This window comes from Geodermatophilus chilensis (assembly GCF_002802985.1).
In the GTDB taxonomy this organism is placed as follows: domain Bacteria; phylum Actinomycetota; class Actinomycetes; order Mycobacteriales; family Geodermatophilaceae; genus Geodermatophilus; species Geodermatophilus chilensis.
The window spans coordinates 11,762-31,953 of record NZ_NVPT01000051.1; the positions used below are offsets into that span (position 1 = coordinate 11,762).

The window sequence follows — 20,192 nt, forward strand, 5'->3', positions numbered from 1 at the left end:
GGACGCGTCCGCGAACGGCGTAAGGACTTCGCAATGCCGCGGGGGATGTCCAGCGCCCACGATGCCACCTAGCGTCCGCAGACGTGCCCGACGTCGTTCTCCCGTGCCTCGACGAGGCCGCGGCGCTGCCGTGGGTGCTGACCCGCATGCCGCCCGGTTTCTTCCCGATCGTGGCGGACAACGGGTCGACCGACGGCAGCGCCGATGTCGCCCGGCGGCACGGCGCGCGCGTCGTGCCCGTGCCCCAGCGCGGCTTCGGCGCGGCCTGCTCCGCCGGGCTGCTGAGCAGCGACCCGGACGACGGCGTCGTGTGCTTTCTCGACGCCGACGCCTCCCTGGACCCGCGCGACCTCCCGACGGTGGCGGCGCCCGTCCTCGCCGGCGAGGCCGACCTGGCCCTAGGCGCCCGGGTACCGGTGTCTCGCCGGGCGTGGCCGCCGCACGCGCGGCTGGCCAACCGGGTCCTCGCCCACCGACTGCGCCGCCGCACCGGGGTGCGGCTGACCGACCTCGGCCCCGCCCGAGCCGTCCACCGGGACGTCCTGCTGGCGCTCGGACTCACCGACCGACGCTCCGGCTATCCGCTGGAAATGGTCCTCGCGGCAGCCGCCGCCGGGCTGAGGATCGTCGAGGTCCCGGTTCCCTACGCGCCCCGGATCGGGAGGTCGAAGGTCACCGGCACAATGCGCGGCACCCTCGCCGCGATCCGGGACATGCGCCGAGTGCTGGCGACGGCCCCGTGACCCCGGGCCTGCAGCTCGTGGTGCTCGCCAAGGCGCCGGCGCCCGGGCGCGTGAAGACCCGGCTCTCCCCCCCGTACCAGCCGCAGGAGGCAGCCCGGCTGGCCGCCGCGTCGCTCGCCGACGTGCTCGATGCCGTGCGCGCCGCACCCGCGGCGCGGCGGGTGCTCGTCCTCGACGGCGACCCCGGGCTGGTCGACGCCCGCGGCCTCGACCTGCTGCCGCAGGGCACCGGAACCCTCGACGTCCGCCTCGCCGCCGCCTTCGCCGCCGTGTCCGGAGCGCCAGCGTTCCTCGTGGGGATGGACACGCCCCAGCTGACGCCGCGGCACCTGGCGGATGCGGGCGATGCTCTGTCCGGGCGCGACGCCTGCCTCGGGCTCGCGGTGGACGGCGGCTGGTGGGGGCTGGGCCTCCGGCGCCCCGACCCCGGCCTGCTCCTCGGGGTGCCGTGCTCGTTGCCCACCACCGGTCGGGCGCAGCTGCACCGCCTCGTCACCGCAGGCCTCTCCATCGCGCGGCTCCCCCTGCTTCGCGACGTGGACGTCGCCGATGACGCGGTCCAGGTCGCCAGGTTCGCGCCGACGACCCGCTTCGCCCGCCTGCACGCCGAACTGTCCCGGTCCTCCGGGTCGCGCGGGGCGGTGCCCGAGGCGGCCGCGTTGTGACCGGAGGTCCGCGCGGGCGTCAGGAGCCGCCCATCGGCGACTACGGGTTCTCTCTGATTGCACGTCCGCGGCGCTGGTCGACCGCGATGGCTCCATCGACTGGTGGTGCGCGCCGCGATTCGACTCGCCGTCGGTCTTCGGCCGCCTGCTCGACCCCGCTGCCGGGCACTGGACGTTGGCCCCCGTCGGGTCGTTCACGTCCTCGCGGGAGTACGTCGGGGACTCGCTGGTGCTGCGCACGGTGTTCCGCACGACACGGGCCTGGTGACAGTCGATGACGCCTTGGCGCTCGCGCCGGGAGCCCGCGGGCACGACATCGGTTTCGCGAGTCCGCACGCCCTGCTGCGCCGTGTGATCGGCGTGTCAGGCGTGGTCGACATGGGGAGCGAGCTGGCGCCGCGGATGGAGTACGGGCGGACTGAACCGCACTTCATGGCCGGCTTACACCGGGTCGAGGCCCGGGGCGGTCCTGTGCGGCTGCTGTGCACCGGACCGGTCGACTGGAGCTGTCAGGACGGCGCCGCCCGAGCCTCCTTCGCCGTATCGGCGGGCGACACGCTGGAGTTTCGGCTCCGATACCTCCCCGCTTTCGGTTCCAGCGCGTCGACCGAGCCTTCCTGCGGGCAGCCGACGGTGGCGGACACGGCGGAGGCGTGGCGGTCGTGGGTGGCAGAGCATACGGGCTACGACGGCGCCTATCCCGAGGAGGTCCGCCGCAGTTCGATCGTGCTGCAGGGCCTGACCTACCAGCCCTCCGGAGCGGTGGTGGCCGCCGCGACGACGTCGCTGCCCGAAGAGCTGGGTGGCGACCTCAACTTCGACTACCGGTTCGCGTGGCTGCGCGACCTCAGCCTCACGGTCCGGTCGCTGTGGATCGCCGCCTGCCCGCACGAGCCTCGGCGACTGTTCGACTGGTTCGCCACCGCCGCTGGCCGCAACGGTGGAGAACTCGTACAGATCATGTACGGCGTCGAGGGGGAACGTGACCTGACCGAGCGCACCCTCGACCACCTGGACGGTTACCGCGGCAGCCGACCGGTGCGGGTGGGCAATGACGCGTGGCGGCAGAAGCAGCTCGACGTCCTCGGGGAGGTCATCGAAGCCGCGCACATCCTGCGCGACCACCTCGGAGATCTCAACGGTCCGGTGCAGGACATGCTGGTGACCCTTGCCGACCGGGCCGCCGACGACTGGTCGAGCGCGGACGCCGGCATGTGGGAGGCCCGCGACACCGAACGCCACTACACATCCTCGAAGGTGATGTGCTGGGTGGCACTCGACCGCGCGATCGACCTGGCGCCCCGGCTGGGGGACCGCGCCGACGCGGCGCGCTGGACCGCCGCTCGCGATGCGGTACGCGACGCCGTGCTCACCCAGGCGTGGAGCGAGCAGGCCGGCGCCTACACCGGAGCGTTCGGTTCGGACGAGCTCGACGCGTCCGTGCTCGTCCTGCCCCTCGTCGGCTTCCTGCCCGCGAGCGACGTACGCATGGCGGCGACGGTCGACGCCATCGAGCGACAGTTGGGCGGCGACGGACTCGTGCGCCGGTGGTCCGAGGACCGCAGCGGCTTCCTGATCTGCACCTACTGGCTGGTCGAGTGCCTGGCACTCGCCGGGCGGCCCGAGGACGCCGATCGGTGGTTCCGCCGCGCCACCGCCTACGCCAACGACCTGGGCCTGCTCGCCGAGGAGGCCGACGGGGCCACCGGTGAGCTGCTCGGCAACATGCCGCAGGCGTTCTCCCACATCGGGCTGATCAACGCCGCGTGGCGCCTCGCCCACCCGTCGACCCCCGACCGATGAACCGAGATCCACTGGAGGAACCGGCATGACCAACGGACGGCTTACGGACAGGGTCGCGCTCATCACCGGCTCGGACTCCGGCATCGGGCAAGCGACCGCCATCGAATTCGCCCGCGAGGGCGCCGACGTCGTCGTCCACTACCTGCACGACGCCGACGGTGCGGAGCGAACCAGGGCCGGCGTCGAGGCCGCCGGGCGGCGAGCCCTGGTCACCCAGGCCGACGTCCGGGACGAGAACGAGGTCGGCCGCATGTTCGACGCCGCCCTGGCCGAGTTCGGCACCCTAGACATCCTCATGAACAACGCCGGCGTCGACGCATCCGGCACCCCCGTCGCGGAGCTCGCCACCGAGGTGTGGGACCGGGCGATCCGCACCAACGTCTACGGCTACTTCTTCTGCTGCCGGCGCTTCGTGCAGGAACGGCTGGCCGCCGGCGGTGGCGGCAAGATCGTCAACGTGTCGTCCGTGCACGCGGACAATCCCAACGCCGGCGGATCGGACTACGACTGCTCCAAGGGCGCGATCCGGATGCTCACCCGCACCCTGGCGCTCGAGCTCGCACCGCACAGGATCAACGTCAACAGCCTCGCGCCGGGCATGGTCCTGACCCCGTTCAACCAGCCGGCGATCGACGACCCTGCGGTGCTGGAGGAGCAGGTGCAGAGCATCCCGTGGAAGCGGGCGGCCCAGCCGGAGGAGATCGCCCGGCTCGCGGTCTTCCTCGCGTCTGCCGACGCCGACTACGTCACCGGCGCCTCCTACGTGATGGACGGCGGACTGATGATCAACCTCGGCCAGGGCGCGTAGCCGCTCGAACCAACCTCGAGAGCGAGGAAGCGCGCCATGCCACAGCAGGACGCCGTTCGCGGGTTAATCGCCGGCGCGATCGGCACCGCCGCCATGACCCTGACCCAACGCCTCGAGATGGCCATCTCGGGACGGGCACCCAGCACGGTCCCCGGGCAGGTCGGGGCACACCTGATCCCCGGCGCAAATCCCAGGACGCATGTGGCCCGGCTCAACGGCCCCGTCCACTGGGCCCACGGCATCAGCATGGGCGCCCTGCGCGGTGCCCTGGATGGCATGGGGCTGCGCGGCCCGGCCGCCAGCGCCGCCCACTTCGCACTCCTGTGGAGCGGCGACGCAGCGCTGTACCGCGCCCTCGGGATCGCCGACGTGCCGTGGCGCTGGGGCGGGGACGAGTTGGCCACTGACGTCCTGCACAAGGGCATCTACGCCGCGGTCACCGGGGCCGTGTACGACGCTTTGGCGTAGCCGGCAAGGACGATCACGACCCCAGGTCGTCCAGGGACGGGGCCTGGTCGACCGCCAGATCGACGCGGTCGTCGAAGAAGCACACCAACCCGCCGACCGCCTCGGCGTCGTGCGCCGGCTCCGGATAACTCCATGCGACGTCCTGCTCGAGTCGCCCCTCCAGTCGGACCGACCAGTAAGAGCCCCCGCCAGTAGGCACAGCTGCGGCGTTCGGCGTGGCTGAGCGTCGAGGGCAGGCACGAGGGCCACGCTCGCGAAGGTGCTAACGCTCCGTGAGCTGTGGACCGCTGGTGCCTGCCGTCCCATCCTGCATCCTTGACCCGCTGCGCGAGCAGTTCCTCGCGCTGCTGCCGCCGCACGTCGATGAGCATCCGCTGGGCTGTCACCGGCCCCGCATCGACGATGCGGTGGTCTTGGACAAACTCGTCGAGGGGCTGGTCTTCGGCGCCGGGTACGAGCGGATCGCCGACGCCGCCTGCTCGGCCACCACCATGCGCCGCCGCCGGGACGAGTGGATCCGGCTGGGCATCTTCGACCTGCCTGCGGTGGCCCGCCGGCTCTACCACGGCCGGGATCTGGACGAGCCCTTCGACTTCCTCACCTGGTTCGAGTACGTCCCCCGAGACGCGCCTGCGTTCGAGGAGCTGGTGTCCCGGCTCCGCGCGACCCCGGAGTGGGACTACGTGGAACGCGAAGTCGACATCCGCCTCGCACGCTGAGCTACGTCAGAGCCCTCACCCCCGTCTCGTTGGCCGATCGCTGACCGGCCGCGGTTGCGACGCGGCTCGGACGTTCACGCGCCTCGGCGGCTGTCGAACGCGGCCAGCAGCCGCTTGGGCGCCCGAAACCTCCACGCGTCCTCGACCAGTTCCGCGAGTTCGTCCACGGGGATCCGCCCGAGCCGGGCCAGCACGACGGGGTAGCCGTCGAAGTGCGGGGTGGTGAGGAAGACGTCGGGGCCACCGGCGATCAGCGCGGCCTTGACCCCCTCGTCCGCCACGCGGATGCCGAGCAGCGGCTCGGTCTCATCCGGCGCTGCCTCGGCGAGAGCTCGGCGATCGGCCGACCGCAGCGGGCGGTCCCACATGAACGCCTTCCCGTGCACCCGCCATGACGGACACCCACCGTAGGAGGCGTGCTCGTCCGTGTCGGGCAGCGCCGCAACGAGGCGGCGGACGTCGTCCCAGATGGCCACCACAGCAGTGTGCAGCAGCTCACCACCCCCCGAGTGGGCAGCGCTCAGGTTCAGACGGCCGAGCCCCGGGCGACGCCGGAGGCAGTGAAGGATCCCCTGGCGTGGCGGTGAGGTGAGGTGAGGTGATGAAAATCAGGACGGGTTGGGCGAGCGCGTGATGTCGGTTCCTCACCGCCGAGCACGTGCCGGAGTTGCGAGGCATCCTGGCCACGCGACAGGTGCGCTGCGCTGGGCGCTGTGGAGGTCGCCATGACGGCCGTGCCTGGGCCATGGCCGAAGCGATGACATCCTGTGCGCCATGCGCTCCATGCGACGCCGGGACTTCCTCATCGCTGCCGCCGGCGGGCTGGCGCTGGCCGGGTGCACCAGCGGCCAGCCGACCCGTACGCCGGCGGCGAGCGCGGCCGGGACGACCTCCACAGCGGCTCCCGTACCACCGTCCCAGGCCGCCGCTCCACAGCCACCGCAGCGGACTCCCGGGACGCCGGAGGAGATGCTGGCGCGCGCCACCGTTCCGGTGCTCTGCTACCACCAGATCCGTGACTTCACCCCCGACGACGGTCCCGAAGCCCGGTCACTGACCTGCCCGCCGACGCTTTTGGAACGCCACCTGCGGGCCCTCACCGAGGCCGGGATGCAGCCGGTCACCAGCCCGCAACTGGTCGACCACGTCCAGTTCGGGACGCCGCTGCCCCCGCGGCCGGTGACGATCTCCTTCGACGACGCCTCGGAGGGGCAGTTCACCAACGCCCTGCCGATCCTGCAGCGGCTGTCGATGTCGGCGACCTTCTTCGTGATGACCGTCGTGCTGGACAAGCCGAAGTGGCTCAGCCGAGACCAGGTACGCCTACTCGACCGCGCCGGCATGACCATCGGGGTGCACACCTGGGACCACCATCCGGTCACCAAGTACACCGGCGCGGACTGGGCCATCCAGCTGCAGCAGCCCAAGGCCGAGCTCGAGCAGATCGTCGGCCACGGATTGGACCTGTTCGCCTACCCCTACGGAGCCTGGAACGCCGAGGCGCTGGAGAACGTGCAGGAGGCCGGCTACCGAACGGCGTTCCAGCTCAGCGACAAGCCGCTGGACCCGCAGCGGCCGCTGTTCACCCTGCGCCGCCTGCTCATCTCCTCCAGCTGGGACGAGCAGGACCTCCTCGCTCGGCTCCAGGCCTGATCAGCCTCGCTGTCCACAACAGATCTCACATACCGAACGTTCCGTGGTCCACACGGTCACGGACTGGAGGATGGCCGGGGTGTCGCGCAGGGGTCTGGCCTGCGGGACACCCCAGCCACCGCTGACAGCAAGACTCACTGCGGGATGCTGACGCTGCCTATTGCTGTGCGCCGGCTGGCCACGCCTCGGGTCTGGTCTCGTTGCAGGGCGCGGTAGACGGTGGAGCGGGCGACGCCGAACAGGTCGGCCAGCTCGGCGGTGCTGCGCTCGCCCTGCCGATAGAGGTCCACCAGGTGAGCTTCCTGGCGGGGGTTGAGCTTGGGCTGCTTACCCCGCAGCTTGCCCTTGGCCTTGGCCACCCGCATGCCCTCGCGGGTGCGCAGCCGGATCAGGTCGGCCTCGAACTCGGCGACCATCGCCAGCACGTTGAACAGCAGCCGCCCAACCGGATCGTGCGGGTCGTACACCGAGCCGCCGAGACTCAGCCGGACCTGGCGCACGGTGAGCTCCTCGGCGATCGCCCGGGCGTCGGGCAGCGACCGGGCCAGCCGGTCGAGCTTGGTCACCACCAGGGTGTCGCCCTCCCGGCAGGCGGCCAACGCCTCGCGCAGCCCGGGACGCTCCCGGTTGGTGCCGGTCAGGCCGTGATCGACGTAGATGCGGCCCGGATCGACCCCGAGCGCGAGCAGCCCGTCGCGTTGGGCGGTCAGGTCCTGGGCGTCGGTCGACACCCGCGCGTAGCCGATCAGCAGCGCCGTCATGGCGCACCTCCACAGGCAGGCCGACGCCGGCGCTCCGGTGCGTCGGTCACCGGCGACGGCCGCAGCCGCTACCCGCGGACGGTGATCACCACGGACACACCCGGCGTGCCTCCCAAGACCTTGATCACCCGAGCGGGTGACAACCTCGACGCCCCCAGGGGATCCGCTTACGGACCGATCATGCTTTGGGGAGCCGCGGTGATCATCGACACGACCATGCCGGTGATGGAACAGGCGAACCGTGCTTCCCTGCCGCGTCCGTGTCGCTGGGGCGGGAGCCACGGCGCAGCTTCCACCGGAGCAGGAGGATTGCCGCCAGTCCGGCTGGGATCCCGAGGCCGTGCCAGCGGAACAGTGCCTGGTGGTCGCTGCGGTCAGGTAGCCGAGGGTCACCAGGGTTGCGGCCCAGGTAGCGGCGGTGGGCGCGCTGGCCGCGGTGAAATCGCGGTAGCCGAGGCCGGCGGCACCGGCGAGCCGTGGGGTCAGGGTGCGCAGCCCGACGAGCCACTGGGCGAGGCAGAGCGCGACGGGCCCGCGCCGGAGCAGCCGGAGGGCCCGTTGGCGGTGTGGATCCAGCCGGGCCGGGGTGGGCAGGCCGCTTCGGCGGCCGCGGAGGTAGGCCAGCTGGGTGCCGGTCATCGCTGCGACGGCGGCGACGGCTGCGGCCAGCACGGGGTGGGTCAGGCCGGCGTGGGCGAGCACTCCGAGCGTGAGCAACGTGCTGGCGCCGGGCAGCACGATGCCGAGCAGCAGCGCAGCTTCGGCGCTGATCAGCAGCACCGGCACCAGCAGAAGCATCGCCGGAGGCAGGTCAGCAAGGCAGGCGAGCAAGTCAGGCATCAGCGGTGTCCCGGATGGGGCGGCGGCAGAGGTAGGTCAGCGCCGGCGGGAGGTTGCCCCAAATGGTGCGGGATTGCCGAGCACGGAGCGCAGGTTCACGAAGAGCAACAAGCCTTCACCTTTCGCGCAGGGCCGCGAGCGCTGTGTATCGACACGATTATCTGACCGTGCCGTCCGTCCGAGACGAGCAGCGTCAGAGCAGGACCCGTCGCAGCCTGGCCTCGCCGCCGCCAGACTCGAGCTGGACATGACCGGGGCGGCGGCCACCAGCACCAAGTCGTGGACGCGCCGCGCTGCCGTTTTGACGACGACCTCCTGGAGAGAGCATGCGGGTGACCGGCGTCGGGCACGCCGGGCTGTTCATCGAGACCCACGCGGGCAGCGTCCTGTGTGACCCATGGGTCAATCCCGCCTTCTTCGGGTCATGGTTCCCGTTCCCCGACAACAGCGACTTGGACTGGGAGACCCTGGGCAAGGTCGACTACCTGTACGTGTCGCATCTGCACCGGGACCACTTCGATGCCGAACTGCTGGCTCGCTTCGTCAGCAAGGACGCGACGGTGCTGCTCCCCGACTTCCCCACCGACGAGCTGGAGCAGGCACTCGCTGCACTCGGCTTCACCCGGTTCGTCCGCACCCAGAGCGGCATACCCCTGGTGCGCTACGGGCTCAGGATCATGATCACATCGCTGACGGGGCCCGGCGACGGCCCCATCGGGGACTCCGCGCTGAGCCTCGACGACGGGCGCACCACCCTGCTAAACCAGAACGACGCCCATCCGCTGGACATCGAGCGGCTGCGGGAGTTCGGTGCCGTGAACGCCTATTTCACGCAGTTCTCCGGCGCCATTTGGTGGCCCATGGTGTACGAGCTGCCGCCCGCCGCCAAGAAGGAGTTCGCCCGCCGTAAGAGGGAAGGCCAGAGCGACCGGGCGGTGCGCTACATCGACGCCGTCGATGCTTCCCACGTCTTTCCCACCGCAGGGCCGCCCTGTTTCCTCGATGACGAGCTCTTCGACCTGAACGGCCACGGCGTCGACGGTGAAAGCATCTTCACCGACCAGGTGGAGTTCTTGGCGGAGCTCGCGCAGCGCCGGCCGCAGGTGTCCGCGCATCTGCTCCTGCCGGGCAGCGTCGCAGAACTCGACGGCGCGGACTGCCGGCTCAGCCACCGGTCCTCCGATGACGTGGTGCGGCGGATCTTTGCGGAGAAGCGCAAGTACCTCCGGGAGTATCAGCGCCGGGCTCAGCCGGCACTTCGGTGTGAGCGCCAGAGCCGCGCGCCGGTGCCCGGCGACCTGCTGGAACAACTCAAGGCGTGGTGGGAACCGCTGCTGCAGCGAGCCGACAACATCTGCGCCGGGGTGGCCGGCCCGGTGCGCCTCGACATCGGGGAGCGCTCCATCGTCGTCGACTTCACCGCCCGGGAGGTCCGCGAGTGCGCCGGCGAGGTGTGCCGCTACCGGTTGTCCACGTCCGCGGACCTCGTCGCGACGAACGTCGCCCGCCGTGAGGTCGACTGGTCCAACAGTCTCTTCCTGTCCCTGCGCTTTCGAGCGAGCCGCGTCGGGCAGTACAACGAGTACGTCTACACCTTCTTCAAGTGTCTGTCCGAAGAGCGGATCGACTACGTCGAGAACTGGTACGACCAGCAGAACGACGGCGATGTGCACGACATCGAGCTCGACGGCTGGACGGTGCAGCGCCGTTGCCCGCACCTGAACGCAGACCTGGGTCGGTTCGGCCGTGTCGAGGACGGTGTGCTGACGTGTGCACTGCATGGGTGGCGCTTCGACCTCACCAGTGGCCGCTGCTTGACCTCCGGTGGCCACGAGATCAGGGCCACACCCACGCAGGCGATTCCCACCCAGCACGCATGAACTCAGCCGTCCCCGGCCGGTGAAGTCACCCGACCTGTCCCGCGCCGGGTTCAGTGGAGGCTCTGAACTGACGCTTCGACGGCTGTCGGGGCGGGGTTGTGACGGTAATAGGTGTCCTCGTACTCGGCGGGTGGGACGAGGCCGATCTCGCCGTGCAGCTGGCGGTGGTTGAACCAGTCGATGTACTCGGCGACGGCGATCTCGAGTCGTCGGCAGGTCCGCTATGGCTCAACGACGCCAAAGGGGACCTGGTCTGGAGCGCAGTCCTGGGGCCGCTCGGCGAGAGCGGACCGCGGCTCGGCTGCCGTTGCCCATCCTCGAACGTCTGCTCTCTCGAGGTAGTAGCCGTCGCTCTCGACCAGGCACAGGGGTTGCCCTCGCAGGGTGGTCAGCTCGTGCACGAGTGTCTGGCAATGCCCCTCATAGGTGCGGTAGCCCGCGTGGGACACCAGCCAGATCACGCGGTCCCCGGCCCGTTCCGATAGGCGCCGCGCGTACTGCACCGGATCCGCGTTGAGGTTTCTAGCCTGGTAGTCGACCCAGTCCACCCGCGCCGGCTCACCGCCGCCGGGGTAGACCTCTTGATGAAGTCCTGCCGGCAGCAGTCGACTGACCGCCGGCCCGAGTTGGTCGGGGCAGTACACGACCACGTCACCGGGCATGGCCTCCGCGCGCAGCGCGGCGGCTAGCACAGGAGCTTGTGTCTTGCCGCTGTTCGTCAGGTTCGGGAGCGCGAGAGCCAGCCCGAGCAGCGCCGCGACGATCAGGACAGGCGTCCGGACCCGAAAGGGCAGCCGTGCGGCACCGACGGCAGCGAGCAGGATGAAGATCGGGAAAACCACGCTGGTGTAACGAGCGACGAAGGCACCGCCCATGGTCCTGGAAATGACGAGCGCCAGCACCAGCGTCGCCGCGATGATGATCGCCAGACCTCGCCCGGGTGGTCTGCCGCGCAGGTCCAGCTCGAAAGCTGCCCGGCTGAGCCGGACGGTCGTGGACCCGAGGACGGCGAGCAGCAGGAGCACCAGTGCGAGCAGCACCGCCCCGCTGCCCGCCTGGCCCGGGCCGCTGGCCCATCGGACAGGCACCTTCACCAGGTCAGGCAGGTCAGACAGCGACGGTGGCTCGCTCCACGGGGTGCCGGTGTGCCGAACGTGAAAGAGGAACGATGGGAGCCAGGGCAGGAATAAGAACCCCCCTGTGATCATCCATCCAGCGGCCCGTGCGTCGGTCCGTCGACCCTCGCGCCATCGCCGCAGGAGCAGCGCGCCCGCGACAGTACTAAGCAGGAACAGCGCCCAGTAGTGGGTCAAGGCGAGTGTCCCGCTCAGCAAGGCGACCGCGATGCCTCGCACCCGGCCCGGTGCCCGAAGGTAACCATCGAGCGCCAGAAAGCCCAACAGCACCAGCAGCACGACGAGGCTGTACATGCGCGCTTCGGTCGAGTAGTAGACGGCAAACGGGGAGACGGCAAGCAACAGCAGCGAAGCCATGGCGCCTGCTTCGCCGGCGAGCCGTCGCCCGGCGACCGCGATGACCGGTAGCGCCGCGATCCCGAAAACGGCGGACAAGGCGCGCACCGCATTCTGCCCATCGCCGAAGAACTGCTCCCACCCCCATAGGATGAGCGGATACAGCGGAGGGGCGCCGTCGCGGCGTAGGGCGTCATCGACGTCCGGCAGGGGCAAGCTGGAGATGCTCACGCTGATTGCCTCGTCGAGCCAGAGCGCCGACGCGGTGTACGTCCTCAGCACAACACCGGCGGCTACGACGAGCGCCACAGCGGCCCACGTCGACCGCCGCGCCCAGCGAGATGACGTTGCTGGTGGAATCTGCTCGACCCGTTCAACATCGGATCCCGCCAGTACCAGATCAGGGCTCATACCGGTCCTTCGCTGAATGCCGGTCACTCCTTACCACGGCTGCTGCGGGCCGCCGCCGGGCACGAGTGATCGAGGTTGCGGAACACCTCCACCACCAAGCCCTCCTCGCCGGGCGCCACCGAGCCAGGGCGCCCAGACAGGCGAGTCGGGAGGTCGTAGCCGAGCCGCGCCGACCCGTCAGACCAGATCGACCGGTGGGAGCCGTCCGCCTGCACCTGCTGGACGCACCATCGCAACCCGGGCGCGTCCTGGTGGGGCGGGAGCGTCATGGCGTACCAGTCCTCAAGGGCCGCTGCCGTAACGTCGGGCGGGAGACACCACCGTTCACCTCCCGGACCGGCCAGAGCCTGATTGGGGCATGGCTGTGCCACGGCCGGCACCGGGATTCCGGCGCTGGTCTGCACGCCGGCCGCAGGCAAGGGCTTGTCCGGTTGCAGCACGCCCAGGGCCGGGGCCAGGACGGCGGCGGCGGCCACGGCGGTACCAGCCACCACCGGCACCGCTACCCATGCGGTTCGCCGTGGCCAGCCGGCGCTGCGGTGGGCACCGGTTCCACGGGAGGCATGGTGGCGGGAAGCGACGTTCACGCCGCCGTCTGGCGCCGGGGATGCAGCGGCGCTTCCCGGCCCGCGCCCTCGCGCGCCGATCCGCCGGCCGCCGCCTTGCCGGTCTGCTCCTCGTGGTAATCGTCCTCCACGTTGACCCTCCAGATGTCGTGGCGGCCATTGCCGAGGATGTTCTGCACGGTCAGCATGGCGGTGAGCATGCTGTGGTCTTGGTTGTTGTACTTGTGCATGCCGTTGCGTCCCACGGGGTGAACGTTGGGCGCCACCTCCGCGAGCCACGCGCGAATCGCCTCGACGTGACCCTTGTAGTCAGCGTCGTAGACCGGGTAGGCCTTGGGCATCCTCACCACGTAACCTGCCTCGACCGCGTCTGGCTGCACCAGCCCCAGCGCCCCAAGCTCGCGCTTGGCGAGCGCTATAAGCTCGTCGTCACTGTCGTTCCACAGCTCGTCGCCCTCGTTGACGAAGTACTCGAGGCCGAGGCACGTTCGGTCGTTCTTCACCAGGTACGGCGACCAGGAGCCGAAGTTCTGGATGCGACCGACCTTTACGCTGGGGGAATGGATGTAGATCCAGTTGTCGGGAAAGCTGAAGCGCTGGGGAACCACCAGAGCCACCGTGAGGAAGTCTCGGTAGCGCAGGCCGTCCGCCGCCTCCTGAACATGCGTCGGCGCCGGCGGATCCATCACCTTCGCTAGCGTGCTCAGCGGCATCGAAGACACCACGTGGTCGGCCTCATATACCCTCATACCTCCTTCCGTGGTGGCCGTCACTCCGATGGCGCGCCCCTCCTGGTGACGCACCGCACTGACCGCGGTTCTCATCCGAACCTCGCCGCCAAGCTCCTCAACTCGGCTACGGCAATGTTCCCACATCAGCCCCGGTCCGTACTTCGGGTACTGGAACTCCTCGATCAAGCTAGCCACGTCCTTGCGGTTCCGGCGCGGAAGAACAGCCCTCCTGGCCGCCGTCATCAAGTTGAGGTTCTTAATCCGCTGCGCCGCCCAGTCTGCTTGGATCTCGGTCGCCTCCATGCCCCAGACCTTCTCGGTATAGGTCTTGAAAAAAATTCGGTACAGCCGCCAGCCAAAACGTGCCGCAACCCACCCCTCGAAAGTCGTCTGATCTTTCGGGGGGTGGATACGGGTTATGGCGTAGGACAGCACGCATCGCGCGGCCTCGGCGACGCCAAGTCCTCGAAGAGCGTTCATCGCCTTGAGTGGGTAGTCGAAAAACGCGCCGTTATAGTAGATTCGGCTCATCCTCGGCCGCATCAGGAAATCCTCGGGGGGGAGAATGTCGTGCCACAGTGCCTCCACTTCAGGCACCTTCGTAAAGAAGCGGTGCCCGCCAATGTCAAATCGCCAGCCGTCCCGCTCCACCGTCTGGCTCAGCCCGCCGACCGTGTCACTCTCCTCCAGGACCACGACACCCTGACCGGCCTTCACGAGCTCGTACGCGGCCGTTAAGCCAGCCGGCCCGGCGCCAATAACAACGGTGCAAGTAGCCGACACGAAGGCTCCAGACCAGTTCGAGAGGCGGCGGCGATACGGGCTAGCCTCGGACTCTAACTCGCCTGGAGCCCTGCGGACACTCGGGCTGCCTTACGATTGCCTTACGCGGCTTTCGCCTGCTGAGACTCGCCAGTCCGAGCTGACGAACGATAGTGAGCGAGCTAGCTAACTGTGCTGGTTCAGTCACAAAGAGCGACGAAATGACTCTTTCAAGCGGTAAATCACACGCCGACGTGGGCACCTGTCGCGGTCGCCGCGCCGCCCGCGCCGGTGAGGCTCACGGCTAGCGGGATGCCACCAGCGTCACAGATGGGATGGTGCTTGGGACCGGGCCGATCGCGGTCGACGGGCGAGGCCCGATGTGGTCCCCCCTTGAGCGCCGAAACACGCGAGCCGTCCACCACGCAGCGATCCCGCCCCAGGCCGCGGGCTTACCTGAGCGGCACGCCGTTGAGCGCTCGCTGTGGGCTTGGCCGTCTACCCTGACTCAGGTGAATGATTGTGTCCGCGGCCGGTACGCCCACGCGGCCGCATCCCTGGTGCAGGAGCTGGGAAAGTTCGGCGTCGTCGGCGGTGTCGCTTTTATCGTCGACCTGAGCCTATTCAACCTGCTCCATTTCGGCTTCGACGTCGACGTCCTGACCTCCCGGACTCTGTCGACCGCGGTGGCGGCCACCCTCGCCTACTTCGGCAACCGGCACTGGTCGTTCAAACATCGCGCCTACACAGGGGTGCGGCGTGAGTACCCCGTCTTCATCGTCATTACCGTGGTGGGTCTCGCCATCCAGCTGGCCGTACTGGGCCTGGCTCGGTACGTGTGGGACATCCGCGGAGTGCTTGCGCTCAATATCGTCGGCGTCGGCCTCGGCACCGGCCTGGCGACGATCTTTCGATATTTGGCCTACAAGCGCTGGGTCTTCCTGTCCCAAGACCGGGCCGCCAGGCGCAGCATCGGCCCAGCCATCCCGCCTACCGACTCGGTATCGGCCAGGTTGAAGGGGTCTCACAAGCACGACGGTGCCGATCATGACCCTGGGGTCGAAGAGCGCCCGGGTGAGTCGGGCCCTACTCGTCACGTGCCCTAATCCGAAAATGATCGTCGACCGGGCGTGGGGCGCGGCTCGTTGTTGACGTGGTGCGCACGGGGCTGCCAGGGGAGCCTGGGCGTCCCCTCGGCCAGCCGTACCAGCGGCGGCTCGGCACCCTCGTCCGGGGGCGAGGGCCACTCAGCGGAGGACACGGGACTCCGCGGAGTGTCCAGAGCATGCCTCTCGGCACGGTCATCGCAGCATCACGGTGAGGCACGGTCACGGCCGGACTGCGCACGGAGGCATTGACCCGCCGTGTGGTCAGGCCGACCCTCGGCGGTGCCACTGACGCCACGGTGGGAGTCCCGGCTCGACGTGTCGAGGAGAGGACATGGGACATCGGACCCGTCTACTGACCGCCGCGGCCGCCGCAGTGCTGATGGCCGCCTCCCCGGGAGTCGCCGCCGCCGACCACGGCGACCGGCCGGCCGAGCGGCTCCAGGCGCTCGGGCACAGCCCGCACCCGGCGACCTTCCTCGGCGAGCCGGACGGCGTGCGCCACGTCAACTCCGACCTCGCGTTTTGGGGTGACCTGGCCTTCAACGGCAACTACGACGGGTTCCGCGTCATCGACATCTCGTCGCCGCGGGAGCCGAGGGAGATCGTCCACCAGCGCTGCAACGGCGACCAGGGCGACGTCTTCGTCTGGGACGACGTCCTGGTGCGCTCGTGGAACGCCAAGAAGCCCGAGGCGCGGCTCTGTGACGGCCAGGTCGTGCCCGCCGGCTTCGAGGGCGTGCACGTGTTCGACCTCTCCGACCCGGCCGACCCGGTGCTGGTCGGTGCGGTCGAGCTGCCGTGCGGGTCGCACACCCTGACCGGCGCGCGGGACGGCGACCGGTTGATCGTCTACAGCAACAACTCGAGCAGCACCGGCTGCACCGGTGGGGACCTGGCCGGCGACTTCATCGACGTCCTCCAGGTCCCGCTCGACGACCCGGCCGGCGCGAGCCTGCTGCGCCGTGAGCCACTCGAGGGGCCCCTCACGGCGATCGCCACCGGCTGCCACGACGCCGGCCTGATCCTGGGGAAGGCCAACCTGCTGGCCTGCGCCTCCGCCGACGCGATCAACGTCTTCGACGTCGGCAACCGGGGCGGCAGCCTGGCCGACCCGGAGTTCCTGTTCACGGTCACCGAACCCGGTGTCGGACAGGCGGGCACGAACGGCCGCTGGCACTCGGCCTCGTTCACCTGGGACGGCGAGGTGCTGGTGGCCGGCTGGGAGCCGGGAGGCGGCGCGGAGCCCGAGTGCGAGACCGTCGACCCGCCGGTCGACAAGAGCGTCTTCTTCTACGACGCACGGACCGGAACGAAGCTCGGCCAGTGGACGCTGCCGCGCGGCCAGGACGGCGTCGCGGAGAACTGCACCATCCACAACTACGACGTGGTTCCGGTGGAGGACCGGTACGTGCTCGTCAGCGGCAACTACCAGGCCGGCACGTGGGTCACCGAGTTCACCGACCCGGCCAACCCGGTCACGCTCGGCTACTCCGACCCGCCGGCGCTCGTGCCGCCCGACCTGGGCGGCGCCTGGTCGTCGTACTGGTACAACGGCTCCATCTACGAGTCCTCGATCACCGAGGGCCTCAACGTGTTCCGCTATCGCGGGCACGAGCTGAAGGGCGCGCCTCAGCTCGACCACCTGAACCCGCAGACGCAGGAGTTCACCCTGCAATGACCGACCGTCTGTCCCGAAGCCTCACCCCGGGCCGCCGGACGGGGAGGGCGGCGGGAGGGCCTGCGGGGGACGCCTGACGTCCTCGACCACCCAGGCATGGTCGAGGCGGCCGGCCACCAGCCGTGCCGGAGCGGTCACGGTGCCAAAGGTCCCTGTACGACCCCTCCTCCGCACAGGACTGTGAGTCTCGGAACTGTATCTTCCACCGCACTCGGCGTAGGGGGACGCCATGGCACAGCACGGATCGTGGGGCCGTGGACCAGGATGCGGTGGACGTCGCCCACCCGCGGCAGCTGGGAGGTGTCCTCCCGGACCGGGCAGCGGGTGGATCACCGAGGAGGCCGAGGATCGGGTCCGTGGCCGACAGGCGGCCTGTGCATCCACCGCCCAGGGTAACGACCGGACCCACGACCAGGTCCTTGACGGACACCAGGGCCCGGGAGGCCGGCCAGTGACAGCGCCGCGGCGACGGTGACCGGTCTCCCACGACTCGATCACCGCTCAGGGTCCTGCCTGTCCGTGGCAGCGCTGCGCCCAGCTGTCGAGGTCGGCCCGTCCGCCGGTACACCGGCGCGCCCGGTGCGCCCTGCGCTTCGGGCGCGCACGATGTCGTTTCCCGTCCGTGCGCGACGCACGGTCACGGTCGGCCAGGGGGATGACGGCTCCTCGAACGACTGGAGCTCGTCACCGGATCGCCGCTGCGAGGAGTGAGGGGCCCGTTTCGTGCCATGACCAGTGCTGACCCGGCCCGTCAGGCCGCGCCCCGAGCCACGGGGGTGCAGATAACCCGACGACGTCGACCGCGAGGCGTGAGGAGGCGAGATCAGCCGTGTCGTGGATGGAGTGGGAGCGGCCCGGCCCGCAGAAGTTGCTCGACGTCGCGCTCCGCCGGCGGATCGGCGTGGTTGTCAGCGCTGCCGGCTGGGGGAAGACGACCGCGCTGCGGGCCTGGACACGCCGACGCTGAACCTGCCCCGCCCACATCACCGAGAACGCCCAGGCCGCCCGGATCACGCTGCACCCAGACAGCCTGCGCCGCGTCGATCAAACCTTGGTCGGCTTCGAGGTCCGCGGCGCAACGCTGCTGTAAACAGTGGGCAGCCACCCGGTAGCCGAACGCCATACGGCAATGGCGCAGGTCAGACGTGGCAGTACGGGCGAGGTGTCCGTATGGCCCGTCCGCTGACGATCCCCGCTGAGGGGCGGCCAGCGGGACACCACACGCTCCGGATCGCCGGCTCAGCCCTGGGGGTGCAGGCGGATGGCGACCAGCGCGATGTCGTCCTGCAGCCGCTCGGGCCGCAGCCGCTCGATGACGGCGTCGCAGAGCCGGTCCAGCGGCTGGTCGCCGAGGTCGGCCAGCGCGGCACGCAGCCGACCGATGCCCTCGTCCAGCGGCAGGTCGCGGCCCTCGACCAGCCCGTCGGTGTAGAGCAGCAGGGTCGTCCCGCGGCGCACGGTCAGCACGCTCTCGGACCGCGGCGTGTCCGGGTCGACGCCCAGCAGGAGGTCCGGCCGCTCGGTCTCCAGCGCCTGCACCCGGCCGTCGGTGTGCAGCACCAGTGGCGGCGGGTGCCCGGCGTTCGACCAGCGCAGCGTGGTCAGCCCGGCGTCCCGCTGCTCGGGGTCCTGCTCGACCTGCGCCACCGCCGCGGTCGCCATCGTGCGCATGCCCAGCCCCTGGACGGCGGCGTCGAGGTCGCTGAGCACCTGCGCCGGGCCCACGCCGTCGCGGTAGGCGATGCCGCGCAGCAGCCCGCGCAACTGCCCCATCGCGGCAGCGGCCTCGGTGTCGTGGCCGACGACGTCGCCGATCATCAGCATCGTCGTCCCTGAGGGCTGGACGAACGCGTCGTACCAGTCCCCGCCGACCTGGGCGACCTCCACCGCCGGCCGGTAGCGGACGACGATCTCCGCGGAGTCCGGTGCCGGCGGGGCGCTGAGCAGGCTGCGCTGCAGCCCCTCGGCGAGCCCGCGCTGCTGCTCGTACAGGCGGGCGTTGTCCAGGGCCAGCGCGACGCGCGCGGCGACCTCCTGCGCGGTGGCGATGTCGTCCTCGTCCGCGGCCAGCCGGCCGGCCGAGCGGTAGATGCTCAGCGCGCCCAGCGTGCGCCCCCGGGCGGCCAGCGGCAGCGTCACCGCCGTCCGCGGGTCGAGGGTCCAGAAGACGTCGCTGACCTCGCCCGGCGGCAGGTTGCGCCCGATCGTCGCCCCGACGTCGGGGACGGTCAGCGTCCGGCCGGAGGCCAGCGCGCGCAGGACGGGGGCGTCCGGCGGGATCGAGGCCAGGCGCAGCGCGGCGTAGCGCGCGACGGCACCTCGCCGCGCCGGGTCGGTGTGCCAGCTGCCGACGTCGCGCATCCGCCCGTCCGCTCCGGCCAGGCTGACGATGACCCAGTCCCCCAGCACGGGGACGACGGCCTCGGCCAGCCGCTGCAGCGCGGCGTCCTCCCCCGCGCCGGAGCCCAGCGTCTCGCCGGTGACCGCGCCGGCCTCGGCGATGAGGGCGAGCCGGGCGGCGCTGGCGCGGGCCCGCTCCTCGGCGGCCCGGCGCTCGGTGACGTCGAGGAAGTAGACCGACAGCCCGTCGGGCGCCGGCCAGGCCCGGACCTCGTACCAGGCGTCCAGCGGTGCCGGGTAGTACGCCTCGAACACCCGCTCGCGCCCGGTGGCCGCCGCTCCGCGGTAGTGCGCCTCGAAGTCGCTGCCCACCGCGGCGGGGAACAGCTGCCAGATGTCGCCGCCCAGCAGCTCGCCGCGGGAGCGGCCCAGCACCCGCTCGGCCTCGCCGTTGACGTAGCTGAACCGCCACTGCCGGTCGAGGGCGAAGAACGCGGCGTTCATCGACTCGAGCACCCGCGCCACCCGGGCATCGGCGTGGCGGTGCTGGGTCGTGTCGTACCCCGCCCCCAGGAGACGGACGGAGGTCCCGCCCTCGCCGGCCAGCGCCCGGCCCCGGCCTGCACCCAGCGCGTCTCGCCCGTGGGCAGGACCACCCGGAACTCCGCGTCGTACTCGCCGCAGGTGTCGATCGCGTGCCGCAGCGCGCCGAGGGTGCGGGCCGCGTCGTCGGGGTGCAGGCGCTCGGTGAAGGCGTCGATCGTGCCGGCCCAGCCGGCCCGG

General features: G+C 70.5%; 19 protein-coding genes and 3 pseudogenes. 12 read left to right on the forward strand and 10 right to left on the reverse strand.

The window, feature by feature from the left end; all coding sequences use genetic code 11:
- Positions 1–83: 83 nt before the first annotated feature.
- The 6 genes from CNO22_RS28265 to CNO22_RS27590 all read left to right on the forward strand — a co-directional run bounded on the left by CNO22_RS28265 (position 84) and on the right by CNO22_RS27590 (position 4,487).
- Positions 84–743 carry a glycosyltransferase family 2 protein gene (locus CNO22_RS28265; RefSeq protein WP_198588238.1) on the forward strand — a complete coding sequence of 220 codons (660 nt, stop codon included), beginning with the start codon at positions 84–86 and terminating at the stop codon, positions 741–743.
- Positions 740–1,408 carry a TIGR04282 family arsenosugar biosynthesis glycosyltransferase gene (locus CNO22_RS28270; RefSeq protein WP_198588239.1) on the forward strand — a complete coding sequence of 223 codons (669 nt, stop codon included), beginning with the start codon at positions 740–742 and terminating at the stop codon, positions 1,406–1,408. Before CNO22_RS28265 ends, CNO22_RS28270 begins: the two co-directional genes overlap by 4 nt.
- Positions 1,293–1,676, forward strand: coding sequence for a trehalase-like domain-containing protein (locus tag CNO22_RS30100; RefSeq protein ID WP_408609698.1), 384 nt, complete (start codon positions 1,293–1,295; stop codon positions 1,674–1,676). The genes CNO22_RS28270 and CNO22_RS30100 overlap by 116 nt, the downstream gene beginning before the upstream one ends.
- 398 nt (positions 1,677–2,074) lie before the next feature.
- Entirely contained in the window at positions 2,075–3,211 is a 1,137-nt protein-coding gene (locus CNO22_RS28275; RefSeq protein ID WP_198588240.1) for a glycoside hydrolase family 15 protein, read from the forward strand.
- A gap of 25 nt (positions 3,212–3,236) precedes the next feature.
- Positions 3,237–4,019, forward strand: a complete 783-nt coding sequence (locus CNO22_RS10615; RefSeq protein ID WP_100499340.1) for an SDR family NAD(P)-dependent oxidoreductase — start codon at positions 3,237–3,239, stop codon at positions 4,017–4,019.
- Between the two features lie 201 nt (positions 4,020–4,220).
- Positions 4,221–4,487 (forward strand): hypothetical protein, encoded by a 267-nt coding sequence (locus CNO22_RS27590; RefSeq protein WP_157936886.1) that lies wholly within the window; start codon positions 4,221–4,223, stop codon positions 4,485–4,487.
- A 13-nt stretch (positions 4,488–4,500) separates the two neighbouring features.
- On the opposite strand, the gene CNO22_RS30105 is transcribed toward CNO22_RS27590, so the two are convergent.
- On the reverse strand, positions 4,501–4,686 hold the full coding sequence (locus tag CNO22_RS30105) for a DUF427 domain-containing protein (RefSeq protein WP_100499342.1): 186 nt from the start codon (positions 4,684–4,686) through the stop codon (positions 4,501–4,503).
- A gap of 91 nt (positions 4,687–4,777) precedes the next feature.
- Between CNO22_RS30105 and CNO22_RS28280 the strand changes: the two are divergent.
- A pseudogene (locus CNO22_RS28280) lies at positions 4,778–5,023 on the forward strand (IS5/IS1182 family transposase); the annotation flags it as partial.
- A gap of 257 nt (positions 5,024–5,280) precedes the next feature.
- Here the strand turns inward: CNO22_RS28280 and CNO22_RS10635 are convergent.
- Positions 5,281–5,682, reverse strand: a complete 402-nt coding sequence (locus tag CNO22_RS10635; protein ID WP_100499354.1) for an MmcQ/YjbR family DNA-binding protein — start codon at positions 5,680–5,682, stop codon at positions 5,281–5,283.
- Positions 5,683–5,980: 298 nt separating this feature from the next.
- Here CNO22_RS10635 and CNO22_RS10640 point away from each other — a divergent pair, with 298 nt between their 5' ends.
- Complete coding sequence (locus CNO22_RS10640) at positions 5,981–6,859, forward strand: polysaccharide deacetylase family protein (protein ID WP_157936887.1); 879 nt, start codon at positions 5,981–5,983, stop codon at positions 6,857–6,859.
- 134 nt (positions 6,860–6,993) lie between these two features.
- Here the strand turns inward: CNO22_RS10640 and CNO22_RS10645 are convergent, their stop codons facing one another.
- Entirely contained in the window at positions 6,994–8,460 is a 1,467-nt protein-coding gene (locus CNO22_RS10645; RefSeq protein ID WP_100499345.1) for a recombinase family protein, read from the reverse strand.
- Positions 8,461–8,786: 326 nt separating this feature from the next.
- Between CNO22_RS10645 and CNO22_RS10650 the strand changes: the two genes are divergently transcribed.
- Positions 8,787–10,340 (forward strand): Rieske 2Fe-2S domain-containing protein, encoded by a 1,554-nt coding sequence (locus CNO22_RS10650; RefSeq protein ID WP_100499346.1) that lies wholly within the window; start codon positions 8,787–8,789, stop codon positions 10,338–10,340.
- A 50-nt stretch (positions 10,341–10,390) separates the two neighbouring features.
- On the opposite strand, the pseudogene CNO22_RS30110 reads toward CNO22_RS10650, so the two are convergent.
- The 5 genes and pseudogenes from CNO22_RS30110 to CNO22_RS28285 form a co-directional block, all read right to left on the reverse strand.
- Positions 10,391–10,546, reverse strand: a pseudogene (locus tag CNO22_RS30110) (hypothetical protein); the annotation flags it as partial.
- 15 nt (positions 10,547–10,561) lie between these two features.
- Complete coding sequence (locus tag CNO22_RS10655; RefSeq protein ID WP_100499347.1) at positions 10,562–12,223, reverse strand: glycosyltransferase family 39 protein; 1,662 nt, start codon at positions 12,221–12,223, stop codon at positions 10,562–10,564.
- A 23-nt stretch (positions 12,224–12,246) separates the two neighbouring features.
- Positions 12,247–12,699 carry a hypothetical protein gene (locus tag CNO22_RS27595; RefSeq protein ID WP_157936888.1) on the reverse strand — a complete coding sequence of 151 codons (453 nt, stop codon included), beginning with the start codon at positions 12,697–12,699 and terminating at the stop codon, positions 12,247–12,249.
- Positions 12,700–12,806: 107 nt separating this feature from the next.
- The gene (locus tag CNO22_RS10665) at positions 12,807–14,303 is read right to left on the reverse strand and encodes an NAD(P)/FAD-dependent oxidoreductase (RefSeq protein WP_100499349.1); all 1,497 of its coding nucleotides are present in this window, start codon (positions 14,301–14,303) and stop codon (positions 12,807–12,809) included.
- A gap of 266 nt (positions 14,304–14,569) precedes the next feature.
- Positions 14,570–14,725 (reverse strand): annotated as a pseudogene (locus tag CNO22_RS28285) (IS5/IS1182 family transposase); the annotation flags it as partial.
- A gap of 69 nt (positions 14,726–14,794) precedes the next feature.
- Here CNO22_RS28285 and CNO22_RS10675 point away from each other — a divergent pair.
- The 3 genes from CNO22_RS10675 to CNO22_RS27600 all read left to right on the forward strand — a co-directional run bounded on the left by CNO22_RS10675 (position 14,795) and on the right by CNO22_RS27600 (position 18,036).
- Complete coding sequence (locus CNO22_RS10675) at positions 14,795–15,388, forward strand: GtrA family protein (protein WP_157936889.1); 594 nt, start codon at positions 14,795–14,797, stop codon at positions 15,386–15,388.
- Between the two features lie 334 nt (positions 15,389–15,722).
- Positions 15,723–17,069, forward strand: coding sequence for an LVIVD repeat-containing protein (locus CNO22_RS10680; RefSeq protein ID WP_100499351.1), 1,347 nt, complete (start codon positions 15,723–15,725; stop codon positions 17,067–17,069).
- An 829-nt stretch (positions 17,070–17,898) separates the two neighbouring features.
- On the forward strand, positions 17,899–18,036 hold the full coding sequence (locus CNO22_RS27600; protein WP_157936890.1) for a hypothetical protein: 138 nt from the start codon (positions 17,899–17,901) through the stop codon (positions 18,034–18,036).
- Between the two features lie 272 nt (positions 18,037–18,308).
- On the opposite strand, the gene CNO22_RS10685 is transcribed toward CNO22_RS27600, so the two are convergent.
- Both CNO22_RS10685 and CNO22_RS28290 read right to left on the reverse strand, forming a co-directional pair.
- The gene (locus CNO22_RS10685) at positions 18,309–19,925 is read right to left on the reverse strand and encodes a SpoIIE family protein phosphatase (RefSeq protein ID WP_232806947.1); all 1,617 of its coding nucleotides are present in this window, start codon (positions 19,923–19,925) and stop codon (positions 18,309–18,311) included.
- On the reverse strand, positions 19,910–20,192 hold a 283-nt coding region (locus CNO22_RS28290), incomplete at its 5' end, for a PAS domain-containing protein (protein ID WP_198588241.1). The genes CNO22_RS10685 and CNO22_RS28290, both read right to left, overlap by 16 nt.